This is a genomic window from Rahnella laticis, from assembly GCF_015644585.1.
Classification (GTDB): domain Bacteria; phylum Pseudomonadota; class Gammaproteobacteria; order Enterobacterales; family Enterobacteriaceae; genus Rahnella; species Rahnella laticis.
On the sequence record NZ_JADOBI010000004.1, the window covers coordinates 426,609 to 450,571 of the forward strand.

20 protein-coding genes and 1 other annotated feature are annotated in these 23,963 nt (G+C 53.0%); of the genes, 8 read left to right on the plus strand and 12 right to left on the minus strand.

Features of this window, described 5'->3' with window-relative positions:
- Positions 1 to 20: 20 nt before the first annotated feature.
- Together ybaL and IV433_RS11495 are read left to right on the plus strand one after the other, a co-directional pair.
- Positions 21 to 1,712: a YbaL family putative K(+) efflux transporter gene (gene ybaL / locus IV433_RS11490; protein WP_195814279.1), complete on the plus strand. Its 1,692-nt coding sequence runs from the start codon at positions 21 to 23 to the stop codon at positions 1,710 to 1,712.
- A gap of 146 nt (positions 1,713 to 1,858) precedes the next feature.
- Positions 1,859 to 3,145: a sensor domain-containing diguanylate cyclase gene (locus IV433_RS11495; protein ID WP_195814280.1), complete on the plus strand. Its 1,287-nt coding sequence runs from the start codon at positions 1,859 to 1,861 to the stop codon at positions 3,143 to 3,145.
- Position 3,146: 1 nt separating this feature from the next.
- Here IV433_RS11495 and IV433_RS11500 read toward each other — a convergent pair whose 3' ends face one another.
- The 9 genes from IV433_RS11500 to IV433_RS11540 form a co-directional block, all read right to left on the minus strand.
- Positions 3,147 to 4,466, minus strand: coding sequence for an inosine/guanosine kinase (locus IV433_RS11500; protein ID WP_195814281.1), 1,320 nt, complete (start codon positions 4,464 to 4,466; stop codon positions 3,147 to 3,149).
- A gap of 38 nt (positions 4,467 to 4,504) precedes the next feature.
- Positions 4,505 to 5,467 (minus strand): ferrochelatase, encoded by a 963-nt coding sequence (gene hemH, locus IV433_RS11505; protein WP_152327903.1) that lies wholly within the window; start codon positions 5,465 to 5,467, stop codon positions 4,505 to 4,507.
- Positions 5,468 to 5,696: 229 nt separating this feature from the next.
- A complete protein-coding gene (gene adk / locus IV433_RS11510; RefSeq protein ID WP_195814282.1) occupies positions 5,697 to 6,341 on the minus strand; it encodes an adenylate kinase in 645 nt (214 codons plus the stop codon).
- Between the two features lie 217 nt (positions 6,342 to 6,558).
- A complete protein-coding gene (gene htpG, locus IV433_RS11515) occupies positions 6,559 to 8,424 on the minus strand; it encodes a molecular chaperone HtpG (protein WP_195814344.1) in 1,866 nt (621 codons plus the stop codon).
- A gap of 170 nt (positions 8,425 to 8,594) precedes the next feature.
- Positions 8,595 to 9,200: a recombination mediator RecR gene (recR, locus tag IV433_RS11520; RefSeq protein ID WP_095924987.1), complete on the minus strand. Its 606-nt coding sequence runs from the start codon at positions 9,198 to 9,200 to the stop codon at positions 8,595 to 8,597.
- A complete protein-coding gene (locus tag IV433_RS11525) occupies positions 9,200 to 9,529 on the minus strand; it encodes a YbaB/EbfC family nucleoid-associated protein (RefSeq protein WP_013576599.1) in 330 nt (109 codons plus the stop codon). The genes recR and IV433_RS11525 overlap by 1 nt, the downstream gene beginning before the upstream one ends.
- Positions 9,530 to 9,570: 41 nt before the next feature.
- Entirely contained in the window at positions 9,571 to 11,532 is a 1,962-nt protein-coding gene (gene dnaX / locus IV433_RS11530) for a DNA polymerase III subunit gamma/tau (protein WP_195814283.1), read from the minus strand.
- Positions 10,174 to 10,238: a sequence feature (DnaX frameshifting element), on the minus strand. (Overlaps the previous gene by 65 nt.)
- A gap of 75 nt (positions 11,533 to 11,607) precedes the next feature.
- Positions 11,608 to 12,159 (minus strand): adenine phosphoribosyltransferase, encoded by a 552-nt coding sequence (apt, locus tag IV433_RS11535; RefSeq protein WP_104923034.1) that lies wholly within the window; start codon positions 12,157 to 12,159, stop codon positions 11,608 to 11,610.
- A gap of 184 nt (positions 12,160 to 12,343) precedes the next feature.
- Positions 12,344 to 12,712 carry a DUF454 family protein gene (locus IV433_RS11540; protein ID WP_195814284.1) on the minus strand — a complete coding sequence of 123 codons (369 nt, stop codon included), beginning with the start codon at positions 12,710 to 12,712 and terminating at the stop codon, positions 12,344 to 12,346.
- A 134-nt stretch (positions 12,713 to 12,846) separates the two neighbouring features.
- Between IV433_RS11540 and priC the strand changes: the two genes are divergently transcribed.
- Both priC and rsmS read left to right on the plus strand, forming a co-directional pair.
- Complete coding sequence (gene priC / locus IV433_RS11545) at positions 12,847 to 13,383, plus strand: primosomal replication protein PriC (RefSeq protein ID WP_152327897.1); 537 nt, start codon at positions 12,847 to 12,849, stop codon at positions 13,381 to 13,383.
- 95 nt (positions 13,384 to 13,478) lie between these two features.
- Entirely contained in the window at positions 13,479 to 13,652 is a 174-nt protein-coding gene (rsmS, locus tag IV433_RS11550) for a pleiotropic regulatory protein RsmS (RefSeq protein ID WP_101075801.1), read from the plus strand.
- A 60-nt stretch (positions 13,653 to 13,712) separates the two neighbouring features.
- Here rsmS and mscK read toward each other — a convergent pair whose 3' ends face one another.
- Together mscK and acrR are read right to left on the minus strand one after the other, a co-directional pair.
- Positions 13,713 to 17,096: a mechanosensitive channel MscK gene (gene mscK / locus IV433_RS11555; RefSeq protein ID WP_370530257.1), complete on the minus strand. Its 3,384-nt coding sequence runs from the start codon at positions 17,094 to 17,096 to the stop codon at positions 13,713 to 13,715.
- 180 nt (positions 17,097 to 17,276) lie between these two features.
- Positions 17,277 to 17,924, minus strand: a complete 648-nt coding sequence (acrR, locus tag IV433_RS11560; RefSeq protein ID WP_195814286.1) for a multidrug efflux transporter transcriptional repressor AcrR — start codon at positions 17,922 to 17,924, stop codon at positions 17,277 to 17,279.
- A gap of 141 nt (positions 17,925 to 18,065) precedes the next feature.
- Between acrR and IV433_RS11565 the strand changes: the two genes are divergently transcribed.
- From IV433_RS11565 to ykgO, 4 genes are all read left to right on the plus strand, one after another.
- Positions 18,066 to 19,241, plus strand: coding sequence for an efflux RND transporter periplasmic adaptor subunit (locus IV433_RS11565; protein WP_195814287.1), 1,176 nt, complete (start codon positions 18,066 to 18,068; stop codon positions 19,239 to 19,241).
- 16 nt (positions 19,242 to 19,257) lie between these two features.
- Complete coding sequence (gene acrB / locus IV433_RS11570) at positions 19,258 to 22,410, plus strand: multidrug efflux RND transporter permease subunit AcrB (protein ID WP_195814288.1); 3,153 nt, start codon at positions 19,258 to 19,260, stop codon at positions 22,408 to 22,410.
- A gap of 119 nt (positions 22,411 to 22,529) precedes the next feature.
- Complete coding sequence (locus IV433_RS11575) at positions 22,530 to 22,784, plus strand: type B 50S ribosomal protein L31 (protein ID WP_101075513.1); 255 nt, start codon at positions 22,530 to 22,532, stop codon at positions 22,782 to 22,784.
- A 20-nt stretch (positions 22,785 to 22,804) separates the two neighbouring features.
- Complete coding sequence (gene ykgO / locus IV433_RS11580) at positions 22,805 to 22,945, plus strand: type B 50S ribosomal protein L36 (RefSeq protein WP_095924976.1); 141 nt, start codon at positions 22,805 to 22,807, stop codon at positions 22,943 to 22,945.
- A 121-nt stretch (positions 22,946 to 23,066) separates the two neighbouring features.
- Here ykgO and IV433_RS11585 read toward each other — a convergent pair whose 3' ends face one another.
- Positions 23,067 to 23,945 carry a metal ABC transporter substrate-binding protein gene (locus IV433_RS11585; protein WP_195814289.1) on the minus strand — a complete coding sequence of 293 codons (879 nt, stop codon included), beginning with the start codon at positions 23,943 to 23,945 and terminating at the stop codon, positions 23,067 to 23,069.
- Positions 23,946 to 23,963 lie beyond the last annotated feature (18 nt).

Below are 23,963 nucleotides of genomic sequence, written 5' to 3' on the forward strand. Positions count from 1 at the left end.
CATAACCAGAAGGAGTCTGAATGCATCATTCTACGCCTCTCATCACTACCATCGTCGGCGGTCTGGTACTCGCTTTCCTGTTAGGAATGCTCGCCAACCGCCTGCGAATATCCCCTCTGGTTGGCTATCTCGCCGCAGGCGTGCTGGCCGGGCCTTTTACACCGGGCTTTGTTGCTGATACTTCTCTTGCACCGGAGCTGGCCGAAATCGGCGTCATACTGCTGATGTTTGGCGTCGGTTTGCATTTCTCCATGAAAGATTTACTCGCGGTAAAGTCGATAGCCATTCCCGGCGCTGTAGCGCAAATCGCGGTAGCGACGCTGCTTGGGATGGGTTTATCGCGTTTACTCGGGTGGGACATGGCAACCGGTCTGGTGTTCGGGCTGTGTCTGTCCACCGCCAGTACCGTGGTTTTGCTGCGTGCGCTGGAAGAACGGCAACTCATTGAAAGTCAGCGCGGGCAAATCGCCATCGGCTGGCTGATTGTTGAAGACCTGGTGATGGTGCTGACGCTGGTTCTGTTACCGGCATTCAGCGGCATGCTTGAAAGCAACCACGCCAGCATTACCGGCCTGCTGACTGAACTGGCGATTACCATCGGCAAAGTCATTGCCTTTATGGTGCTGATGATGGTTGTCGGCCGCCGCGTGGTGCCCTGGATCCTGGCAAAAACCGCCAGCACCGGTTCACGCGAGCTGTTCACGCTGTCGGTTCTGGCACTTGCGCTGGGCATCGCCTACGGCGCGGTCGAATTCTTCGACGTTTCATTTGCACTTGGCGCGTTCTTCGCCGGGATGGTGCTGAACGAATCCGAACTCAGCCAGCGTGCCGCGCACGATACCTTGCCGCTGCGTGATGCTTTCGCGGTTCTGTTCTTTGTGTCGGTCGGCATGTTGTTTGACCCGATGATTCTGGTGCGAGAACCGCTGACGGTTGTCGCTACGCTGGCGATTATCGTGTTCGGCAAGTCGATTGCCGCCTTCTTCCTGGTGAAGATGTTCGGGCATTCGCGGCGCACGGCGCTGACGATTTCAGTCAGTCTGGCGCAGATCGGTGAATTCGCGTTTATCCTCGCCGGCCTGGGCATTTCGCTGGGGCTGCTGTCTGAGCATGGCCGTAATCTGGTTCTGGCGGGCGCAATCTTGTCGATTATGTTTAACCCGCTGCTGTTCAGTTTGCTGGAAAAGTATCTGGAAAAAACCGAGACCATCGAAGATCAGAGCGTTGAAGAAGCGGTGGAAGACGAAAAACAGATCCCGTTTGATCTGTGCAATCACGCCCTGCTGGTCGGTTATGGCCGCGTGGGAAGCCTGCTTGGCGAGAAGCTTCAGGCTGCCGGTATTCCGCTGGTGGTCATCGAGAATTCCCGGCCACGCGTGGAAGCCTTGCGCGAACAGGGGATCAGCACGGTGCTGGGGAATGCCGCCAATCAGGAAATTATGGATCTGGCGCGCCTTGACTGTGCCCGCTGGCTGCTGGTGACGATTCCGAACGGTTATGAAGCCGGTGAAATCGTCGCATCTGCCCGAACCAAACGCCCGAATATCGAGATTATCGCCCGCGCGCATTATGACGACGAAGTTACGTACATTATGGAGCGCGGCGCTGACCGCGTGGTGATGGGCGAGCGTGAAATCGCCAACAGCATGATCGATATGCTGCAAATCGATATCATGACTGAAGAAGAAAAACGGCCTTTCTGCCCGATCTGATCGGGCAAAAAACAGAGGCTCAGCACACTGACTGAGCCTCTTTTTCCTCTGCGCATTTTTCCTTTAACTCCCTTCTATAAAAATATTCGAATTCAAATCAATTCTCTGTATTCTGTGTTTATGCCAAATAGTGATCGGTAGGCGCAATGTTGTTATCCCATCTGGAAACGTTAAACATTTTAAGTACGCCGGTCTGGATCGTTTCGGCGCACAGTCAGCACATTCTTTTTGCCAATACCGCGGCAAGAAAGCTGGCAGGCAACAGCCTTTTGGGGCCCCTGCGCAACGGCCAGTTCTCTGTTTATTCCCAGGAATCTCTCGAAGCCTATCTGCCCAATCTGAAGAAAGGCGATCAGATTGTTGAAATCTGGACCATCCATAAAGAAGGCCGCGCATTTCCGCTGAGTTGCCGCCTTTCTCTCGCGAAATTCGGGATACAGGAACCGGCCATCGTGTTCGAAGGTTCGTACGCTTCGTCTGCCAGCGTGCCAGTGGTTAATCCTTTCCCCGATGAAACAAAGCCTTACCGGCGTGACGAAAGCGGTTTCTATGAACGCTTTTTCCAGACCAACAGCGCCCCGATGCTGCTTATCGCCCCTGAAAATAACGGACAGATTGTCGATGCCAATCAGGCCGCCACGCGGTTTTACGGCTATTCACGCGATGAGATGTGCATGAAACACACCTGGGAAATCAATGCGATGGGCCAGGACGTGTTGCCCGTGATGCATGAAATTGCCCGCCTTCCCGGCGGCCATAAGCCCCTGACGTTTGTACATAAACTGGCAGACGGAAATCTGCGCCATGTTCAGACTTACGCCGGGCCGGTGGTGGTGGACGGCACACGGCTGATGTTGTGCATCATTCACGACATCACTGAACAGAAACGCCTTGAGCAGGAACTCGAGCGCGCGGCGTTGCTGGATCCGCTGACAGGCGTGGGGAACCGACGCCAGTTTATGCAGCTGGTGGAAAATGCCCGCACGCAGAACCCGCAGAGAACGCACAATTTCAGCCTGATGCTGGTGGATGCCGACCATTTCAAAGCCATAAACGACCGTTACGGACATAACAAAGGCGACGATGCCCTGGTGATGCTGGCCAGAACGCTGGAAACGGGGATCCGCGAAACGGATACGGTTTTCCGCTGGGGAGGCGAGGAGTTTTTAATTTTGCTTCCGCTGACGGGTCTCGAAGGCGCGATGCACGTGGCGGAATCTTTGCGTAAAACGGTCGAAGAAAGGGTCAGCCCGGATCTTCCGGCGCTTACGGTCAGCGTTGGCGTGGCGCAATACGAAACCGGAGAGGATTTTACCCGTCTGTTTAAACGTGTGGACGACGCGCTTTATCAGGCCAAAACGTCCGGCAGAAATCAGGTTAAGGCGGCGACAGCGAGAGGTTCGGTAACGGGGGAGTTCCCCCCGTTACACTGACTTAACGTTCCCAGTAACTCTCTTCGAGGCTGTCTTCACGTTCAGGAAGGCCGCGCGTCAGGCGCGGTGAATGCTGGTTCAGTACCTGATAGCTCACACGGTTAGCGTATTTACAGACCTGCGCCAGCGACGAATAGGTCAGATACTCACGCGCATGTTTGCTGGAGTTGGGCACCGAACTGCGGTGGAATCCGTTCGCCGCGATGTCATGTAACAACGCCGATAATGCGCCATCGCCCGCCCCGTTGGTGTTCATGATTTTTTCCGGTCCGCCCATATACGGCGCGATGTGCGAATAAATTTTCATCGGCTGCTGGCAGCAGTCGCGGCGCATTGCGCGGCTGAATTCATACTGGTTGAATTCGGCAATCGCGCCCGGCAGGAGCGGATGCTGCGTAGTGCGTTTGAATTCCTCTTCGGTATAACTCGCCATAAATAAGCCGTTTGGCCCGGCGGTACACAACACCAGATCCACCCACTCCAGCGCCTTGTCGGCGGCCATCAGCGGGTCTTTCAGGCCGGTCAGCGCAAAACCCTCGTCTTCGTTCATCGCCAGAATCGAAACGTGGTCACGCAGGAAATCACGCCAGGCCTGCGGTTCGTCGGCAATGACGTATTGCGTACCGAGCGTTAAGACCACCGGTACCTGATGTTTTTTCGCGTATTCAATCGCCTGCATTGTCGCTTCCGGCATCGGTTCGCCGGGTTTGCTGCGTAACAGATAGGACGTCAGCAGCAGTGCGGATGCCCCGGCAATCACCTCTTCCGGCACGCTTGAGGCGCGCAGTTCGTTCATTTTACCCGGGCTGATGGCAAAAGTGCGTTCGCCGGTATCGCTGATCAGCGTGAAGCAGCGGCCAATTGCGCCGTCAACGCCTTGCAGGTAGTTGAGATCGACACGGCTGGAGGTGTTACACAGATAACGGTAGGCGTAATCGCCAATCTTCACGTTGCTGCACATCACGCCGAGCAGGACGGAACGGTCATCGGCCAGTACGGAATAGTTGTGCAGCGTATTACCCACGGTGCCGCCCGCAAACTGATGAGAAATGAGATCATGACTTCTCAGTTCCTGATAAAGCGCTTCCGACATATCATCATTCAGAATGTTAGATTCGCCGGGTGTCAGCCCGTAGCGGGCCACAAAATTTTCATCCACGCGCGCTTCAATATCTACCATGGTCTGGTCTATACCCACGATATAAGACGCGCCGCCTTCTGATTCCGGCTGCATCTCCTGCAACATGGAATCACGCAATAAAGGGTCACGTGCGCTGACCGGAAAATAGTGTTTCGACTTACGTTTACCAGGAAATTTCATTCATTGTTCTCGGGAAATTCAAAAAGCTCAGGCTTCAGTCAGAAGTGCTGAGTGACCAGCTGTTGCAGCAAATCGATATGCTCGGGCTGGTCGTTTAAGGCGTCAATATATTCGAAGCGCTCGCCGCCTGCATGAATAAAAATCTCACGGTTCTCTTCTTTGATTTCTTCCAGCGTCTCCAGACAGTCCGCCGCAAATCCCGGGCAGATAATCTGAATGTGCTTAACGCCCTGGGCCGGAAGGCCTTTCAGCGTTTCATCGGTATACGGCGTCAGCCAGGGTTCGCGGCCAAAGCGCGACTGGAACGTCAGCATAATTTTGCCGGCGGGCAGTTGCAGCGCCTCGGTCAGCGCCTGCGCCGTTTCATGGCAGCGTTTTTCATAATCATCACCTTCAGCCACAAAACGTTTCGGGATCCCGTGGAAGGACAATACCAGACGATCCGGTTCACCATGCTGAGCAAATGAACGTTCGATACTGGCTTTCAGCGCAGAAATGTACGCCGGATGCGTGGCGTAATCGCGGATAAAGCTCAGGGAAGGCAGGCGACGCTGGGATTTCAGCACACGCGCTACGCCGTCAAATACGGCCGCGCTGGTGGAACAGGAATATTGCGGGTACAGCGGCAGAACCACCATTTTCGTTACGCCCTGCGCCAGCAATTTTTCAATCGGCTCTTTCATGCCCGGCTTGCCATAACTCATCGCCAGTTCCACCGGCGTCCCCGGCAGACGTTCTGCCAGTGCCTTTTGCTGACGGCGGCTAAACACCATCAGAGGCGAACCTTCTTCCATCCAGACCGCTTTATACAGTTTAGAAACGCGCGGTGAACGCAGGGGCAAAATCACGAAATTCAGAATAGGCCACCACAGCAGACGTGGGGTATCCACAACGCGGATATCACTCAAAAACTCAGCCAGATATTTTTTAACGGCCTGCGGAGTTGGTGCTTCCGGTGTCCCGAGATTGACCAGAAGGACACCGAATTTGGTCTGCGTCATGCGGAATTTCCTAAATTGAAGGCCCTGAAGCCAGTGTGAAAAGATGGGCGCCGCCGTTTAACTGAGACGTGGCAAAGTGGCGCACGTCATTGTAACGAAAACAAAGACGATCGGAACAACGGCAATAGCTATCAATGCGAATTGTTATTAATGCCCGCCATACTTCGGGTTGCAGAAAAACAAACGGGGCGACCGAAGTCACCCCGTGATAGTGCAGAACTTGTGAGGATTAGCCTAAAACTTTAGCCAGTTCATCACGTACTGCGGAAACCTGCTGTGTACCGTCGATTTTGACGTATTGGGTGTTACCCGCAGCGGCTTCTTTGCTGTAGTAGGAAATCAGCGGCTCAGTCAGCTCATGGTATTCCACCAGACGTTTACGCACGGTTTCTTCCTGATCGTCTTTACGGGTGATCAGTTCTTCGCCAGTGACATCGTCTTTGCCTTCAACTTTCGGCGGGTTGTACTGGATGTGGTACACACGGCCAGAGCCAGGGTGTACACGACGGCCAACGATACGGTCAACGATCAGTTCGTCCGGCACATCGAATTCCAGCACGTAATCCACGCTGATGCCTGCGTCTTTCATGGCGTCAGCCTGCGGGATCGTGCGCGGGAAACCGTCTAACAGGAAACCGTTGCGGCAGTCTTCCTGCTGAATACGTTCTTTCACCAGTGCGATAACCAGTTCATCGGTGACCAGTTTACCGGCATCCATAATCTCTTTTGCTTTCTTGCCGAGCTCACTTCCGGCCTTCACAGCGGCGCGCAACATATCACCGGTAGAAATTTGCGGAATACCAAATTTCTCCATGATGAATTGAGCCTGAGTACCCTTACCTGCGCCCGGAGCGCCCAGCAGAATGATACGCATTGCGTAAATCCCCTTGCATGTAATTTTTATGAATCTCGAAAAACGGTCAACCATACCATTCTGAGCACTTTTGCTCAAGGAACACGCCATTCGGGAAGGAGAGTTAAACCCCGTATTAACCGGAGAAGCAAACCAGACCGGTGGCAAAATGTCGCCCATAAAAAAGGGCATCGCTTGCGCGACGCCCTTCTTGTTTCTGTTCACACAGACCGGATGATTACGCCTGTAACAGCGTATTCATACGGCGGATAAACAGGTTTGGATCTTCCAGCGTACCGCGTTCAGCAAACAGCGCCTGATCGAGCAGCAGTTCGATCCACTCGCTGAACTGCGCTTCGTCGGTGACGTCAGAAGCCCGTTTCACCAGCGCGTGTTCAGGGTTCAGCTCGAAGATGTATTTCACTTCAGGCGCGTCCTGGCCCGCAGCGGCAAACAGTTTCGCCATCTGCGTGGTCATTTCGTCCGCGCCGGTGGTGACGATGGCTGGCGTGTCGGTCAGACGGTGAGTCAGACGCACTTCTTTCACGCGATCGCCCAGCAGCGTTTTCACACGTTCAACGAACGGCTCCAGCGCTTTCTCAGCTTCTTTCTGCTCTTCGCTTTCGTCAGCCAGTTTGTCCAGCGTGTCGTCGGCTTTGCTGACGGACTGGAAGGTTTTGCCATCGAACTCAGTCAGATAACTCATCATCCATTCGTCGATGCGGTCAGACAGCAGCAGAACTTCAATGCCTTTTTTGCGGAACAGTTCCAGATGCGGGCTGCTCTTCGCCGCGGCATAGCTGTCAGCGGTGATGTAATAAATCTTGTCCTGACCTTCCACCATGTTCGCCACATACTCTTCCAGCGACAGTGTTTGCGCGCTGTTGTCGTTGCGGGTGCTGGCGAAACGCAGCAGTTTGGCGATGGTTTCTTTGTTCGCGCCGTCTTCTGCCGGGCCTTCTTTCAATACCAGACCAAACTGTTTCCAGAATTGCAGGTATTTCTCGTTGTCGTCTTTCGCCAGTTTTTCCAACATTTGCAGAACACGCTTGGTCAGCGCGCTGCGCAGGTTCTGGGTAATACGGCTGTCCTGAAGGATTTCACGCGAAACGTTCAGCGGCAAATCGTTGGAATCTATCAGACCCCGCACGAAACGCAGGTAGTTCGGCATGAACTGCTCGGCTTCGTCCATGATGAACACGCGCTGAACATACAGTTTCAGGCCGTGTTTGTGATCACGGTTCCACATGTCCCACGGTGCCTGCGAAGGGATGTACAACAGGCTGGTGTATTCCTGTTTACCTTCAACGCGGTTATGGCTCCAGCTCAGCGGATCGCTGAAATCATGGGAAATGTGTTTGTAGAATTCGTTGTATTCTTCGTCCGTCACTTCCGATTTACCGCGGGTCCACAAAGCCTGCGCTTTGTTGATTTGTTCCCAGGTCACGGTGCCGTCTTCTTCGTTGCGGGTTTCGACTTCAACCGGCAGCGCAATGTGGTCTGAATATTTGCTGATGATGGAACGCACGCGCCAGTCATCCAGGAATTCGTCCTGATCTTCACGCAGGTGCAGGGTAATTTCGGTCCCGCGATCGGCTTTTTCGATATCAGCCAGGGTGTACTCGCCTTCACCGGCGGATTCCCAGAACACGCCTTCCTCAGCGCTGGCGCCCGCCGCACGGGTACGCACGGTCACTTTGTCAGCCACGATGAAGGCAGAGTAGAAGCCCACACCAAACTGGCCGATCAGCTGGCTGTCTTTAGCCTGTTCTGAGCCGACAGATTGCAGGAAAGCCTTGGTGCCGGATTTCGCGATAGTCCCGAGGTTGTCGATGACTTCATCGCGGGTCATCCCGATGCCGTTATCGCTCAGCGTCAGGGTGCGTTTTTCTTTATCAAACGCCAGACGCACATGCAGCTCGCCATCGCCTTCATACAGTTCAGGCGTAGACAGCGCGCGGAAGCGCAGTTTGTCTGCGGCATCGGAAGCGTTAGAGATTAACTCGCGCAGGAAAATTTCTTTGTTTGAATACAGAGAATGGATCATCAGATGAAGCAGTTGTTTTACTTCAGACTGGAACCCGCGTGTCTCTTGTCCTTTCATACTCATCAAATTACCTCAATCCAGATACTGTTAGTGACCAAATCAGACGTTGAGGAGTAAGTGGGGTTATGGGCCGGAGTTTTCAAGCATAAGGGAAAATTTTTAAGAAGAAATGCAGAGGGATAGCAGAAATAAAGCCGGGCGCAACAAGGCGCACCCGGCGATAACAGTCAGAACCGGAAGGGATTGCGCCCGGCGAGAGAATGCGACAGCGTAGTGCCGTCAACCATATCCAGCTCGCCACCGACCGGCACACCGTGCGCGATACGGCTCGCCAGCACGCCATACTGGCCGCACATTTCTGCGATGTAGTTAGCGGTCGCTTCACCTTCAACCGTCGGGTTAGTCGCCAGAATCACTTCCTGGATGTTTTCACTCTCCAGACGCTCTTCCAGACGGCCTAGACCAATATCGTCCGGCCCGATGCCATCCAGCGGTGACAGGTGGCCCATCAGCACAAAATAGCGACCGGAAAACTGACCGGTTTGTTCTATCGCGTGAATGTCCGCCGGGCTTTCGACCACGCAAATCTGGCCGTTCTCTTTACGCCGTGGATTGGCGCAAATCGTACAGATTTCCTGCTCGGTAAAAGTACGGCAATCGGCACAGTGACCGATTTCAGACATGGCGCGCGTTAAAGACTGCGCCAGCCGCATTCCGCCGCTGCGATCGCGTTGCAGCAGCTGGAATGCCATACGCTGCGCTGACTTCGGGCCCACGCCCGGCAGGCAACGCAACGCCTCCATTAAAGATTCAAGGAGAGGGCTGGTTTGCATCAGAATGGCATCTTAAAGCCTGGTGGCAATTGCATGCCGCCAGACACGGCTGCCATTTTTTCTTTCTGAGTTTCGTCGATACGACGGGCTGCATCGTTGAACGCCGCAGCGATCAGATCTTCCAGCATGTCTTTATCGTCTTCCAGCAGGCTTGGATCGATTTCAACGCGACGCACGTTGTGCGCACCGTTGATGGTGATTTTCACCAGGCCAGCGCCTGATTCACCGGTGACTTCCAGCTGAGCGATTTCCGCCTGAGCTTGTTGCATTTTTTCCTGCATTTGCTGGGCCTGTTTCATCAGGTTACCAATGCCGCCTTTTCCAAACATAGTCTTCTCTCTCAGCAATGGCCGCGTCACAACCGCGGCGTTTAAATAGGGCGAATACTTTCTTCATCCAGCTCTGCATCGAAGAAACGACGCAAAGTCTGAATGTTGTTATCCGCAATAATAGACTGACGCGCCTGCGCCAGCTTTTCTTCATAAATGGCCTGACGCCATTCCAGCGGCGTTTTCACCGCCAGATTATCATCTTCCACCACGGTCAGTTCAACCGGAGTCTGATGCAGTGCCGATAAGGCATCAGACAGTACTTTCTGCGCCGACGGCGAATTCAGGTGCTTTTGCGATGAACGCAGATGCAGGCAAATTTTGCCCGGCTCGGGTTGCTCACAAAATGCATTCAGTGCCAGCTGTTGTACCAGTTTTGGCATTGGCATCTGGCTAATCTGACCGGCCCATGCGTCACGTTCAATAGCTTCTTCGGCGAGACGCGAAGCCAGTTCCGGCGATTTTTCATGTTCCAGCGCGGCACGTAATGCTTTTGGCGTGGCGACCGGTTCCGGCGCTTCTTCCGGCTCGTTCTGCGCAACCCAGCGGTACGCTTCTTCTTTTACCGGCGCAGCGGGTTCTTTCTTCACGCTGGCCATGGTCTGCGCACGTTCAGTCACCGAAGCGAGGCGCTCCAGTGCTGAATTTGCCGGCCGCGCTTTTCCTGGCGCTGCCGGCTCAGCTTTTTTTGGGGTGGTACTCCCCTGCCTGAGCAACTGAGTTCGCGCCTGCAAAAGCTGGGCGGTGGTGTCCGGCATCTGCGCCGGTTCCGCATTGCCCTGCGGCGGCGGTGACGAATAATTCTGTGGAGCTTGCGGAGCCTGAGGCGCATTGTACGGCACGGCGGACTGCGCCGGTGCCTGTGGTGGAACGTACGCAGGCGCCACCGGCTGAGGCGCCGGTTCTGCAATAATCACTTTCGGATGGAAGGCCAGCGCGCGCAGCAACGTCATTTCAACGCCCATGCGTTTGTCCGGCGCATACGCCAGCTCTTTACGGCCAATCAGTAATGTCTGGTAGTAAAGCTGGACGTCGGCTGGCGGAATCACCCGCGCCAGCTCACGCAAACGCTGTTCGATCGCGGCGTAATGGTTGTCGAGGACGGAAGGCAACAGCTGAACCATCGCAATGCGGTGCAGCAATGCCAGCGTTTCCACCAGCAGATTTTCCCAGTCCACGCCACGCGATGCGGCCTGTTCCACCTGCGCCATCATCTGGCCGCCGTCCGCACTGACCAGCGCTTCAAGCATGGCCAGCGGCTGTTCGTCGTCAAGCGTACCGAGCATCTGCGCCACGGTTTCTGTCGTCACCGCGCCTTGCCCCATGGCGATCGCCTGGTCGGTAAGGCTCAGCGCATCACGCATACTGCCGTCCGCCGCGCGGGAAAGCAGCTGAAGCGCACGCGGTTCAGTCGTGATGGTTTCTTCAGTTAAAACGTGTTCGAGCTGTTTGCGGATCTGTTCAGCGTCCAGCGCCTTCAGATGGAATTGCAAACAACGCGATAAAATCGTGACCGGTAATTTTTGCGGATCGGTGGTCGCCAGCAGGAATTTCACGTGCTCCGGCGGTTCTTCGAGCGTCTTCAACAGCGCATTAAAGCTGTGGCGCGAGAGCATGTGGACTTCGTCAATCAGGTAAACTTTGAAGCGGCCACGGGCCGGTGCGTATTGCACGTTATCAAGCAATTCGCGGGTATCTTCAACTTTGGTGCGGGAAGCGGCGTCGATTTCGATCAGGTCAACAAAACGGCCCTGCTCGATTTCGCGGCAGTTATCACAAACGCCACAAGGTGTGGACGTGATGCCCGTTTCGCAGTTAAGCCCTTTCGCCAGCAAGCGGGCAATAGTGGTTTTCCCCACGCCGCGGGTACCGGAAAACAGGTAAGCGTGATGGATGCGCCCGAGCGACAGGCCATTAGCCAGTGCGGTCAGCACATGTTCCTGTCCGACGACGTCGGCAAAAGTTTGGGGGCGCCACTTACGGGCAAGAACCTGATAGCTCATTAATACCGGGAAAGTCAGGGGATCATGAAGGCAATGCTATCACAGCCTCGCCTGAGCAGGCGAGGCTTGTCTGGATCAATGCCCGTCGAAAGAAACCAGGCTATAGCAGTTGATGCTTAAATCGTTGAGGCGTTTCTCACCGCCGAGTTCCGGCAGGTTGATGATGAATGCGGCGTCGGTCACTTCCCCACCCAGACGGCGGATCAGTTTCGCGGTGGCTTCAATCGTGCCACCTGTTGCCAGCAAATCGTCGATCACCAGAATTTTTTCGCCAGGTTGAATAGCATCAACGTGGATTTCAAGGCTGTCAGTACCGTATTCAAGATCATACGTTTCGCTGATAGTTTCACGCGGTAATTTGCCTGGCTTGCGAACGGGGACAAAACCCACGCCCAGAACCAGGGCAACCGGTGCGCCAAACAGGAAACCACGTGCTTCGGTGCCGACCACTTTGGTCACACCGGCGTCGCGGTAACGATCGGCCAGTAACTGAATGCTTGCAGCATAAGCTTTCGGGTCTTCCAGCAAGCTGGTGACGTCACGGAACAGTATGCCTGGCTTAGGATAGTCAGGGATGGTCTTAATACTGTCTTTAATAAACTGTAGCTGCTGTGCGGTAGCGGTCATAATGTTAATTGCCTGATAAAGCTGCTGTTCATACTTAAACGCGGGCGGTCAAATGTCCCCCGTCACGCTCATATAAAGCATGCCGTTTAAGGAAGGAAATTGGGAGCGCACCGACGTACGAGATGCCCAAATCTATGCAAAGCTGCTTTAAAAAGCAACCCGCAGCCGGACATGATCACCTTTTTTATTGCTCAAGGTCAACCACTGGTAATCGCCACATCATGATCAGCAACATAAACATCATGCAGACCAATAAAATACGCACCCATAATAGCGGGACAAAATAAATCGAAATGGCGAAAGTCACTGCGATCAGGATCACTGCTTTGGGTTTTGCCCCTTTTGGCAACGCACGATGTTGCTGCCAGTGGCGAAGGTAACCGCCAAACCATGAACGATAGAGTAACCACTGGTGGAAACGCGGCGATGATCGGGCGAAACACCAGGCGGCGAGCAGCAAAAAAGGCGTCGTTGGTAGCAACGGCAGGACGACACCCAGCGTGGCCAGCACGACACATATCCAGCCAGCGATAATCAACAGAATACGTTTCATGGAGAGGTTCAGGTTTCAGGATGAGGAAGATGTGTCCCAGTGTAAACAAGTGTGAGATTGCTGTCATATCCGGGTGAGGCTTGTATCGCCGGGGGTTACAGGTAAGCTAGGCGCGTCATCCAAGGAGAGTCGCCGTGAGCACAGAACGAATTTTACATGTCCTTGATCAGCAGATAGAAACGCTGGCGCGGGAAATTGAGCCGATTGGCCACGTTTCGGCTTCTCAGGCGCGCTTTGATGTCGCCCTGTTTTCAACCAAAGGCACCCGTCTGCGGGATTATCTGGCTGAAATTAAAATCAATTTGCAGCAACTGAATCAGGAAGTTGTCGAAAAGCGTTCGGCGCAGGTGGCTTTTATTGCCGAACGACTGGTGGCGCAAATTACCGCCATGCAGCGCGAACTGGCGACGCAAACATTACGGAAAACGCACCAGACGCCGGAACGCAAAAGCCATGATAACTATACGCGACTGGCGGAAACTCAGCAGTTTGAGCGCCGTCTGGTGGCAATGATTGAAGACCGGGAAACGACGCTCGGACAACTGGCGACTTTCGCCGATCAGCAACGGGTACAGAAAGAACTGGCTGCGCTGGAAGGCCGCCTGATGCGTTGTCGTCAGGCGCTGGCTAAAATTGAGAGACAAATCGAGCGTCAGGAAAAAGGTTTTTGAATCTTTATCACATTTTTTGAATCCGGCATTCAGGGCCCGCCTTTTCTTATCTATAATGATAAGTCCAAAACCTGCTTCTAATAATGTTGGCCAATATGTCAGTAGAAAATGCGCCCCCCGAACTTCAGCTTGCTGTCGATCTGATTTACCTGCTTGAGTGCAATGAAATTGCGCCCGAGACGGCTCTTGCAGCACTGGAAATCGTTCAGCGCGATTATCAGGAAAAGCTGAAAAACAGCAAAAACACGCTTTCTATCAGTTATCTCTAAGCCGTCCGGCTGCCTGTTTCAGGGGAACCCGTCGCTTTCCCCTGAATTGTCCGGCGGTAATCAGCCCTGCGGCAGCGCGTCCGGTTCATCTCCCGGTTGTCTCAGCGATCGCTTCACTTCCTGCACTTCGTTCCCGTCCTGGTTATGCAAATACACTTCCAGCTGATTGAAGGCGATATTGATGTCGTTTTCGCGGCAAAGTTTATCAATGCTGCGGTTGAGTTCATCGACGGTATAGCTGCGGTCCCCCAGTTCACGGACATAAACCCGCAGTTCGTGATCCAGCGTGCTGGCACCGAAATTCAGGAAGAACACCAGTGGCGAAGGATCACTCATCACGCGCGGATTCTCATGCGCCGCCTGCAATAAGATCTCTTTCACTTTGTCGAGATCCGATCCGTAAGCCACACCGATTTTGATCAGCACGCGGGTCACGGTGTCGCTCAGCGACCAGTTGATCAGCCGCTCGGTAACAAACGCTTTATTCGGTATGATCACTTCTTTGCGGTCAAAGTCGATAATAGTCGTCGCGCGGATACGGATACGGCTGACCGTGCCCGAGAACGTACCGATGGTGACGGTATCGCCGATACGCACCGGGCGTTCAAACAATATGATCAGACCTGATACGAAGTTGGCAAAAATCTCCTGCAAACCAAAGCCCAGCCCGACCGACAGCGCCGCCACCAGCCACTGTAATTTGTCCCACGAAACGCCGAGCGATCCGAGTGCAGTTATCGCGCCAATCACCGTAATCGAATAGGTCAGGATCGTGGTAATGGCGTACGACGTCCCCTGCCGCAATTGCAGGCGCGAAAGCACGACAACTTCCAGCAATCCCGGCAAGTTGCGCGTTAAAACATACGCCACAATCACCGCCAGGAATCCAAGCAGTAAATTCCCCAGCGTGACCGTCTGTTGCGTCACGGTTCCGGCCACTGTGCCGGAGTAATGCCACAGTGAAATGCTGTCGAGATATGAAATCACCGTCAGCAAATCAGACCAAATCCAGTAAAACACGGTGGCGAAGATGAAGAACAACACCATGGTGGTCAGCCGCAAAGACTGCTGGTTAATCTGATCTAACCCAAGCGGCGGTTCTTCTTCTACCGGTTCATTCCCTTCCGCGCCCTCTTTCGCAACGGCAGTCTGTCGCCTTGCCAGCGCACGGCGATAAGCCAGCCGTCGAGCCGCCACGCTGAGCCCGCGCAGCGCCGTGAGATACATGATGTTCCAGAAAATCAGCAGATAGAGGCTGTCAATCCAGCGCCCTGCCAGCCGCAGCGTGGTGTAGAAGTAACCGGTGACCACCAGCCCGGTCAGGAAAACCGGTGCCAGCGCAATAGCCGTGACCATCACGAGACGGATGCTGTGAGAATCTTTTTCACGCCAGCCGTCGCGGGCAATCGGGAAGACCAGCACGCTCAGCGCCAGCAAGGTCAGGAATATCACTATCTGCCCGATGATGTCGTCCACCAGCCCCAGCGGCGCTTTTTCACCGCGTACCGACCAGAAGATCAGCGGTAACATCACCAGACTCAGGCGGATCACCGAACGCCGGTAATGTGCGCACGTGGCAACCGGCGTATTAAAGTGGCGTTCATTAATGCCGCCCGGTTTGAGCATCCGGTAACAGAAGCCCATCACAAACTGGAAAACGGCCAGACGCTGCGCCAGCGTCCATAAAAAATCACTCGAATCGATATCGCATTGTGAAAGCCAGTAGCCAACACCCAGCGTCAGAAAAACACCCGGCAGCACGTTGAGCGCCAGAAGGATCAGCGCCTGCGGCGTGTGCAGCTGGCTGTCGTGCTTGAGCTGACCGACATCGTTGCTCAGTGATTCGATGCGCTGGTTGATGTATTTCCTTCGCCAGAGCAAAAGCAAAATGACCAGTAAAACCGGGATCGTAGCGGGCAATGAATGCAGCGCGCCCATCATCAGTTCGCCGCGCGGGAAATTAAAACTCAGGCTGCTCAGCTGGTTTTTCACATCGTCAGGCAACGACTTTATGAATTCCCAGTTCATCGGTTTATTGCTGCTCACCCAGAAAATCTGCTGCGTCAGCGTTTCGGTCAGCGACTGATTAATACTTACCAGTTGCTGCTGGTTAATCTGCAAATTGATTGCCAGAGACAGCTGATTACCGAGCTGTTTATTAAGCTGATCGAGCAGTTCACGGCGCATGTCCACAATCTGATCGAGCGCGTCACTGATATCTTCGTTAATGTTTTCTTTGCTGGTGGCGACGACGCCCTGAATGTAGCTGTCACCCTGGAATAACGCGTCACGCTGCTGGTTAATAGTGAACTGTTCGAGACGTAAATCGGCTATGTGCGCGCTCATGTCGGTGATCAGGCCGGAGGGCGGAATGGTATTTTGCTGTTGCTGATACAGGATCCGCGAAAGCAATAAGCTGCCTTTCAGCACGGTAATTTGCTCTTTAAGATCATGTTCGGCCTGCGCAGAACGGTCGAGCCAATTTTTTACCGTGATATTTTTCTGAACCAGCTGGTTGCCCTCTTCCGTGGCGGCAATCAGACGTTCGCTGAGCTTGCGGTTAATTCCCAGCTCCTGCGCCACCAGCGGGTCGTTCTGAATGTTCGAGGTATCGTCCGGCGTCTGGGCTTCTTTCGCCGTCCGCTCGGACAAAATCAGCCGCTTGCCATTCACCACTTCCTGCAATAACTGCGCGGTATGTTCGAGCTGATTTATGTGTGCGTTGGTGTAGTCACGTTGCTTTTGCAGTAAATCCTGCAACGTGGTGTTGGCCTCGAGGCTTTTGCGCTGTAAATCAATCTGCGCGCTGAGCAGCGCCTGCTGCGTCACCAGCATCGTTTGTTGTGTATTGCGAAGATCCTGTTGCCCCGGCGACATTCCATTGAGCTGATTACGGATTTTCTGAATCGCCAGAGAATAGCTGTACATCGCGTTCTGCACGCGTTCGGGCTGGGTTTGCAGCGAAATCAGCTGGGTGTTGAACGTCGACAAATCTTCCTGAGATGACTGGAGATCGTCGAGCGTATCGTTGAGGCGATTCTCCAGCTGACGCAGTGACAACGCAGAAAGCTGCGCTTTATCCACGTCATCTTTGGTGCTGTTCTTTAACTGATCGAGCCCGTCCATCGCCACACGCAGTTTCTGCGGCGCTTCGGCAACCTGCTGATGAAGCTGAGTAACATCCTGTTTAACGCGGTCTAACGCATCCAGATATTCCAGCGTGTGAATCAAATCCTGCTGCGACAATTTATCTACCGGCGTCAGGTTCTTCTGCCGGTTTAACGCATCTAGCTGATTTTGGACTTCATTGCGGGTCGGAATATCGTTGCTGGCGGCGTGACCGGGAAGGGAAAATATCAATAATGAGAGATAAATCACGAGCGCGAAAACACGCCAAATCCCATTTTTTTTCAGGTCAGAAACGTTATCTGAAGGTACGGCCATACACCGGATAAACATACGTCAGCTTCAACTCATTTGCCGAATGAATAATATGAAGATGACAATAGCAGCGTTCGACTTTAAAGGAAGGAGAAAAGCGTATCTGAATACAACATCAGAAAGTGTAATTTCAGGGCGGAAGGGTCAATAAAGATTGCAGACTTATTAATTGTGAGAAAACGATTACACGGTTTTGGGCGGGAGAACCAGGAAAGAGGAGTGGCGCAGCATATCGAGATAGGTGTCCACAAACCGCTCAGCATTACTTTGTAAATCAAAGCTTTCGGGGATAAACAACCAGTTTTCCATCAGCCCGGTCAGATAAGCACGCAAAATAACGGCGGCCTGACGGGTATCCAGCGTGGCAGGTAATTGTTTTTCTTTAATACATCTCTCAAGAATACGTTCAATTTTACCGTATCCTTCCATATAGAGGGATTTCCTGGCCTCGTGAACGGACGTCATCTCCCCAACAAATTCACATTTATGGAATATAATTTCCATCAATGCCTTACGCTGAGGATCAGTGACCGTGGCGACCAGAATGTAAATCAGGATTTCACGCAAAATACGCAGTGGATTATTCGGAAACTTTGTCTGATACTCTAGTTCGAGTACTTTAATCTGGGACTCGTAGGCCTCCCAAATCGCGTTAAACAGTTCCACTTTGTTCCTGAAATGCCAATAAATTGCGCCCCGCGTCACACCGGCTGCATTCGCAATATCAGTCAGTGATGTCGACGATACTCCCCGGGCAGAAAACTCACGCACAGCCGCATCCAGTATGTGTTGTCTGGTTTCGAGCGCCTGTGATTTGGTTTTTCGTGCCATAGGGTTATCTTTCAGGGGAGTTTGATTTACATACATTCTTGAATGTATGTAACATAGCATGCACATACTAAGAGCGCAGCAATGGATTTTAAGTCTTGTGATCCATTGGACAATTTGAAATCGGACACTTGAGGTTTATTTATGAACAAAAACAGAGGGTTAACGCCTCTGGCGGTAGTTCTGATGCTATCTGGAAGTTTAGCACTTACAGGATGTAACGATAAAGACGCCCAGCAAGGTGCGCCGCAAGCCCCTCAGGTAGGCGTCGTTACACTGAAAACAGAACCGCTTAATGTGACTACCGAACTTCCTGGCCGTACTGCTTCTTTCCGTATCGCTGAAGTACGTCCGCAGGTTGGCGGCATTATTCTGAAACGAAACTTCGTTGAAGGCAGCGAAATTAAAGCCGGGACCTCTTTATATCAAATTGATCCAGCCACTTATCAGGCCGCGTATGACAGCGCTAAAGGCGATCTGGTAAAAGCGCAGGCTAATGCGCAAATTTCTCGTCTTACCGTGACCCGCTACAAACCTCTGCTCGGCACCAACTACATCAGTAAGCAAGATTACGATACTGCTGTAGCGACCGCAGCGCAGGCCGATGCAGCTGTTGTGACAGCTAAAGCGGCTGTTGAAACGGCGCGTATCAATCTGGCTTACACCAAAGTGACCTCCCCTATCAGCGGACGTATTGGTATTTCCTCTGTGACCGAAGGCGCGCTGGTCTCCACCGGCCAGACAAACGCGATGGCGACCGTGCAGCAACTGGATCCTATCTATGTTGACGTGACCCAGTCGAGCAATGACTTCCTGCGTCTGAAAGAAGAACTGGCTGATGGTTCCCTGAAACAGGTGGACGGTAAAGCACAGGTCAAGCTGCTGTTGGATAACGGTAAAGAATATACGCAGGCGGGTACATTAGAATTCTCTGATGTGACGGTTGATGAAACGACGGGCTCCATTACGTTGCGTGCCATTTTCCCTAACCCACAAGGTTCGTTGCTGCCGGGCATGTTCGTGCGCGCACGTCTTGATGAAGGGGTAAACAACAACGCTCTGCTGGTTCCTCAGCAAGGTATCACCCGTAACCCACGCGGTGATGCGACAGCGATGGTGGTAGGTGCTGACAATAAAGTTGAACTTCGTACTGTCACCACAACGCAGGCAATCGGCGACAAATGGGTCGTGACCGATGGCCTGAAAAGTGGCGATAAAGTTATCGTGACAGGTCTGCAAAAAATTAAGCCAGGCGTACCGGTTACTGCACAGGAAGTTGATCAAAACGCAGCAGCACCCGCTACAGCGACGAAGTCTTAATAGGAGCCGGTAATTCATGGCTAAGTTTTTTATAGATCGTCCCATCTTTGCATGGGTGATCGCCATCATCATCATGTTGGCGGGGGCACTGGCAATTCTTAAATTGCCTATTGCACAGTATCCAACCGTTGCGCCACCGGCTATCCAGCTGACCGCAACTTACCCGGGTGCGGATGCGCAGACGGTACAGGATACGGTCACGCAGGTTATCGAACAGAACATGAACGGTATCGACAACATGATGTACATGTCGTCGACCAGTGACTCTTCTGGTACGGTTCAGATCACCCTGACCTTTGCTTCTGGTACCGACGCGGATATCGCGCAGGTTCAGGTACAGAACAAACTGCAGCTGGCAACACCGTTGCTGCCGCAGGAAGTTCAGCAACAGGGTATCTCCGTTGAGAAATCGAGCAGCAGCTTCCTGATGGTTGCGGGCTTTATCTCCAACAACGGTACGATGACCCAGGATGACATCGCCGACTACGTCGGTTCGAACATCAAAGACCCGGTCAGCCGTACCGCCGGTGTGGGTGACGTTCAGCTGTTTGGTGCCCAGTACGCGATGCGTATCTGGATGGATCCGAACAAACTGAACAACTTCCAGCTGACGCCGGTTGATGTCATCAACGCAATCAAAATTCAGAACAACCAGATTGCCGCAGGCCAGCTCGGTGGTACACCACCGGTACCGGGCCAGCAACTGAACTCCTCTATCGTGGCGCAGACCCGTCTGAAGTCCGCTAATGAGTTCGGCAAAATCATTCTGAAAGTGAATCAGGATGGTTCTCAGGTACGTCTGAAAGATGTGGCAAAAATTGAACTTGGTGGTGAAAACTACGATGTTATTGCCCGCTTCAACGGACAACCTGCATCTGGTTTAGGGATCAAACTGGCGACCGGCGCTAACGCCCTTGATACAGCAGCATCGGTCAAGGCAACGCTGGCTAAGCTTCAGCCATTCTTCCCGGCTGGCCTGGAAGTCGTTTACCCGTACGATACAACGCCATTCGTTAAAATCTCGATCAAGGAAGTGGGTAAAACACTGTTCGAAGCTATCGTTCTGGTGTTCCTCGTCATGTTCCTGTTCCTGCAAAACTTCCGCGCAACGCTGATCCCAACCATTGCGGTTCCGGTCGTATTGCTCGGTACGTTTGCGATTCTGGCAGCATTCGGATACTCGATAAACACGCTGACGATGTTCGGGATGGTGCTTGCGATAGGCTTGCTCGTCGATGATGCCATCGTGGTGGTAGAAAACGTCGAGCGTGTGATGGTCGAAGACGGCCTGCCGCCAAAAGAAGCCACCAAGAAATCCATGGAGCAAATCCAGGGTGCTCTGGTCGGTATCGCGATGGTGCTGTCCGCAGTATTCATCCCGATGGCCTTCTTCGGCGGTTCTACCGGTGTTATCTACCGTCAGTTCTCCATCACTATCGTTTCGGCCATGGTGTTGTCTGTTCTGGTGGCGATGATCCTGACGCCAGCGCTGTGTGCGACCATGCTTAAGCCGGTTGCCAAAGGCGAGCATCACGAGAAGAAAGGTTTCTTCGGCTGGTTTAACAAGAAATTTGAACAAAGCACGCACCACTACACCGACAGCGTAGGCAACATTCTGCGCAGCACCGGTCGTTATCTGGTGATTTATCTGCTGATCGTTGTCGGCATGGCGTTCCTGTTTATTCGCCTGCCAACCTCCTTCCTGCCGGAAGAAGACCAGGGCGTATTCCTGACCATGGCGCAGTTGCCAGCAGGTGCGACGCAGGAACGTACGCAGAAAGTGCTTGATGAAGTCAGCAACTACTACCTGACCAAAGAAAAAGCCAACGTGAACTCCGTGTTTACCGTTAACGGCTTTGGTTTTGCGGGGCGTGGGCAGAACACCGGTATCGCGTTTATCAGTTTGAAAGACTGGTCTGAACGTGGCGGCGCTGAAAACAAAGTTCCGGCTATCGCAGGCCGTGCAATGGGCGCTTTCAGTACCATCAAAGATGCACTGGTGTTCCCGTTCAACTTACCGGCAATTGTTGAGTTAGGTACGGCAACAGGCTTCGACTTCCAGCTGATTGACCAGGCTAACCTTGGGCATGACAAACTGACACAGGCACGTAACCAGTTGCTGGGCATGGTTGCTCAACATCCTGACTTGCTGACTCAGGTTCGTCCAAACGGTCTGGAAGATACACCACAGTTCAAAATCGAAATTGATCAGGAAAAAGCAACGGCTCTTGGCGTTTCAATTTCCGACATCAACACCACATTAGGTGCATCGATTGGTGGTAGCTACGTCAACGACTTCATCGACCGTGGTCGTGTGAAGAAGGTGTACGTGCAGGCTGAAAACAAATACCGCATGCTGCCTTCAGATATTAATAATCTGTATGTTCGTGGCAGCGCAGGCCAGATGGTACCGTTCTCCGCGTTCTCGAGCGCGAAATGGGAATACGGTTCACCGCGTCTGGAACGTTATAACGGTCTGCCTTCGATGGAAATTCTGGGTCAGCCAGCACCGGGTAAAAGTAGTGGTGACGCGATGGCAATGATGGAGTCTCTGGCTTCTAAACTGCCAAACGGTATCGGCTTTGACTGGACTGGTTTGTCTTATCAGGAACGTCTGTCAGGTAACCAGGCACCGGCGCTGTACGCCATCTCACTGATTGTCGTCTTCCTGTGTTTGGCGGCGTTGTATGAAAGCTGGTCCATACCGTTCTCGGTTATGCTGGTAGTTCCGCTCGGTGTGGTCGGTGCGCTTCTGGCCGCAACAATGCGTGGCCTGAGCAACGACGTTTACTTCCAGGTAGGTCTGTTGACCACCATCGGGCTGTCCGCGAAGAACGCCATATTGATTGTCGAATTCGCCAAAGACCTGATGGATAAAGAAGGTAAAGGTCTCATCGAATCAACGCTGGAAGCGGTGCGTATGCGTCTGCGTCCGATTCTGATGACCTCACTGGCCTTTATCCTCGGTGTAATGCCGCTGGTTATCAGCTCCGGTGCAGGTTCCGGTTCTCAGAACGCCGTAGGTACTGGCGTAATGGGCGGGATGATCACTGCAACACTGCTGGCGATCTTCTTTGTTCCGGTCTTCTTCGTGGTGGTTCGCCGCCGCTTTGGTAAGAAGAACGAAGACATCGAACATACCCACAAAGTAGAGCATCCGACGCTGTAACAGGATCCGCTCCACAGAAAAGGCCGCTTATGCGGCCTTTTTTTTCGCCTGAGTCTTGAACCGGAAAACAGATGGGTGCATACTTATTGTTATAGTATAACATAACATTCAGAGGCATTATGAAACCCGCTATCCATCCTGCGTATCGCACCGTGGTTTTTCACGACACCAGCGCAGACGAATACTTCAAAGTCGGCTCAACCATTTCTACTGACCGGACCATTGAGCTGGAAGGCGCAACTTATCCGTATGTGACTATCGAGGTCTCTTCAGCGTCACATCCGTATTACACCGGCAAGCAGAAAGAATATTCCAAAGAAGGCAGCACCGCGCGATTCAATCAGCGCTTTGGCAGCTTCCTCGGTAAGAAGTAAACAACTCCAGGGAAAATGAAATGCAGGTTCTCAGTTCATTACGTTCAGCGAAAAACCGACATCCGGATTGCCGCGTAGTCCGTCGTAAAGGCCGGATTTATGTGATCTGTAAAAGTAATCCACGCTTCAAAGCGGTACAGGGTAAAAAGAAGAAACGTTAATATTTTCTGCTGGCCCGTTTACCCATAAAAACAAAAGCCCCGCCGCTTGCCCGACGGGGCTTTTTCTATGATTAAGACATGATGTGAACCTCCCCACAGCATAACCGTGGGGAGGGAAATCTTATTTCATGCTGGCGACAATCGTCTCAACGTTATGCTTGAACGCTTTCACATAAGTCGTTGCCGGACCTTGCGGGCCTGACAATGCTTCCGGATACAACTCTCCACCCGGTTGCGCCCCGCTGGCAGCAGCAATCTGCTTAACCAGACGTGGATCGGTTTGGTTCTCGATGAAGTAAGTTCTCACTTTCTCTTCTTTAATCTGCTTAATCAGTGAAGCCACACCACTGGCGCTGGCTTCCGCTTCGGTAGAAAAACCGACCGGTGCCATAAAGCTGACGTTATATTCCTGACCGAAATAACCAAATGCGTCATGACTGGTCAGCACTTTACGTTTTGACTGAGGGATACCGGTGAATTCCGTTTTCGCCCAGGCATCCAGCTTTTGTAACTGCTCAATGTAAGCCGTGCCGCGCTGGCGGAAATAATCCGCATCTTCCGGATCGGCTTTGATTAACGCATTCATCACATTGGTCGCATAAATCACCCCGTTCGCCATGCTGTTCCAGGCATGAGGATCGGTGATTTGCTTGCCGTCTTCTTCCATCTTGCGGGAATTAACGCCTTCAGATGCCGTTACCAGATGGCCTTTGTAGCCGGAAGCTTTCACCAGTCGATCAATCCATCCTTCCAGCCCCAAACCGCTGACAAACACAACGTCAGACGCATTGATGGCTTTGCTGTCTTTTGGTGAAGGTTCAAAACTGTGCGGATCACCATCCGGCCCGACTAACGTCGTTACTTTGACGTGTTCGCCCCCCACTTCCTGAACGATGTCACCCAGAATAGAAAAACTGGCTACCGCGTCGACGGTTTTCGCCATCGCCAGCGGGCTCGACAGCAGGGCAGCTACTGCGAGTGATACAGGTAATACTTTCATCATGTCCCCTTAATAGTG

What these genes read in the sequence shown, in the direction of transcription:
- ybaL (WP_195814279.1), top strand. Translation starts at nt 21, where the DNA reads ATGCATCATTCTACGCCTCTCATCACTACCATCGTCGGCGGTCTGGTA.
- IV433_RS11495 (WP_195814280.1), top strand. Translation starts at nt 1,859, where the DNA reads ATGTTGTTATCCCATCTGGAAACGTTAAACATTTTAAGTACGCCGGTC.
- IV433_RS11500 (WP_195814281.1), bottom strand. Translation starts at nt 4,466, where the DNA reads ATGAAATTTCCTGGTAAACGTAAGTCGAAACACTATTTTCCGGTCAGC.
- hemH (WP_152327903.1), bottom strand. Translation starts at nt 5,467, where the DNA reads ATGACGCAGACCAAATTCGGTGTCCTTCTGGTCAATCTCGGGACACCG.
- adk (WP_195814282.1), bottom strand. Translation starts at nt 6,341, where the DNA reads ATGCGTATCATTCTGCTGGGCGCTCCGGGCGCAGGTAAGGGTACTCAG.
- htpG (WP_195814344.1), bottom strand. Translation starts at nt 8,424, where the DNA reads ATGAAAGGACAAGAGACACGCGGGTTCCAGTCTGAAGTAAAACAACTG.
- recR (WP_095924987.1), bottom strand. Translation starts at nt 9,200, where the DNA reads ATGCAAACCAGCCCTCTCCTTGAATCTTTAATGGAGGCGTTGCGTTGC.
- IV433_RS11525 (WP_013576599.1), bottom strand. Translation starts at nt 9,529, where the DNA reads ATGTTTGGAAAAGGCGGCATTGGTAACCTGATGAAACAGGCCCAGCAA.
- dnaX (WP_195814283.1), bottom strand. Translation starts at nt 11,532, where the DNA reads ATGAGCTATCAGGTTCTTGCCCGTAAGTGGCGCCCCCAAACTTTTGCC.
- apt (WP_104923034.1), bottom strand. Translation starts at nt 12,159, where the DNA reads ATGACCGCTACCGCACAGCAGCTACAGTTTATTAAAGACAGTATTAAG.
- IV433_RS11540 (WP_195814284.1), bottom strand. Translation starts at nt 12,712, where the DNA reads ATGAAACGTATTCTGTTGATTATCGCTGGCTGGATATGTGTCGTGCTG.
- rsmS (WP_101075801.1), top strand. Translation starts at nt 13,479, where the DNA reads ATGTCAGTAGAAAATGCGCCCCCCGAACTTCAGCTTGCTGTCGATCTG.
- mscK (WP_370530257.1), bottom strand. Translation starts at nt 17,096, where the DNA reads ATGGCCGTACCTTCAGATAACGTTTCTGACCTGAAAAAAAATGGGATT.
- acrR (WP_195814286.1), bottom strand. Translation starts at nt 17,924, where the DNA reads ATGGCACGAAAAACCAAATCACAGGCGCTCGAAACCAGACAACACATA.
- IV433_RS11565 (WP_195814287.1), top strand. Translation starts at nt 18,066, where the DNA reads ATGAACAAAAACAGAGGGTTAACGCCTCTGGCGGTAGTTCTGATGCTA.
- acrB (WP_195814288.1), top strand. Translation starts at nt 19,258, where the DNA reads ATGGCTAAGTTTTTTATAGATCGTCCCATCTTTGCATGGGTGATCGCC.
- IV433_RS11575 (WP_101075513.1), top strand. Translation starts at nt 22,530, where the DNA reads ATGAAACCCGCTATCCATCCTGCGTATCGCACCGTGGTTTTTCACGAC.
- ykgO (WP_095924976.1), top strand. Translation starts at nt 22,805, where the DNA reads ATGCAGGTTCTCAGTTCATTACGTTCAGCGAAAAACCGACATCCGGAT.
- IV433_RS11585 (WP_195814289.1), bottom strand. Translation starts at nt 23,945, where the DNA reads ATGAAAGTATTACCTGTATCACTCGCAGTAGCTGCCCTGCTGTCGAGC.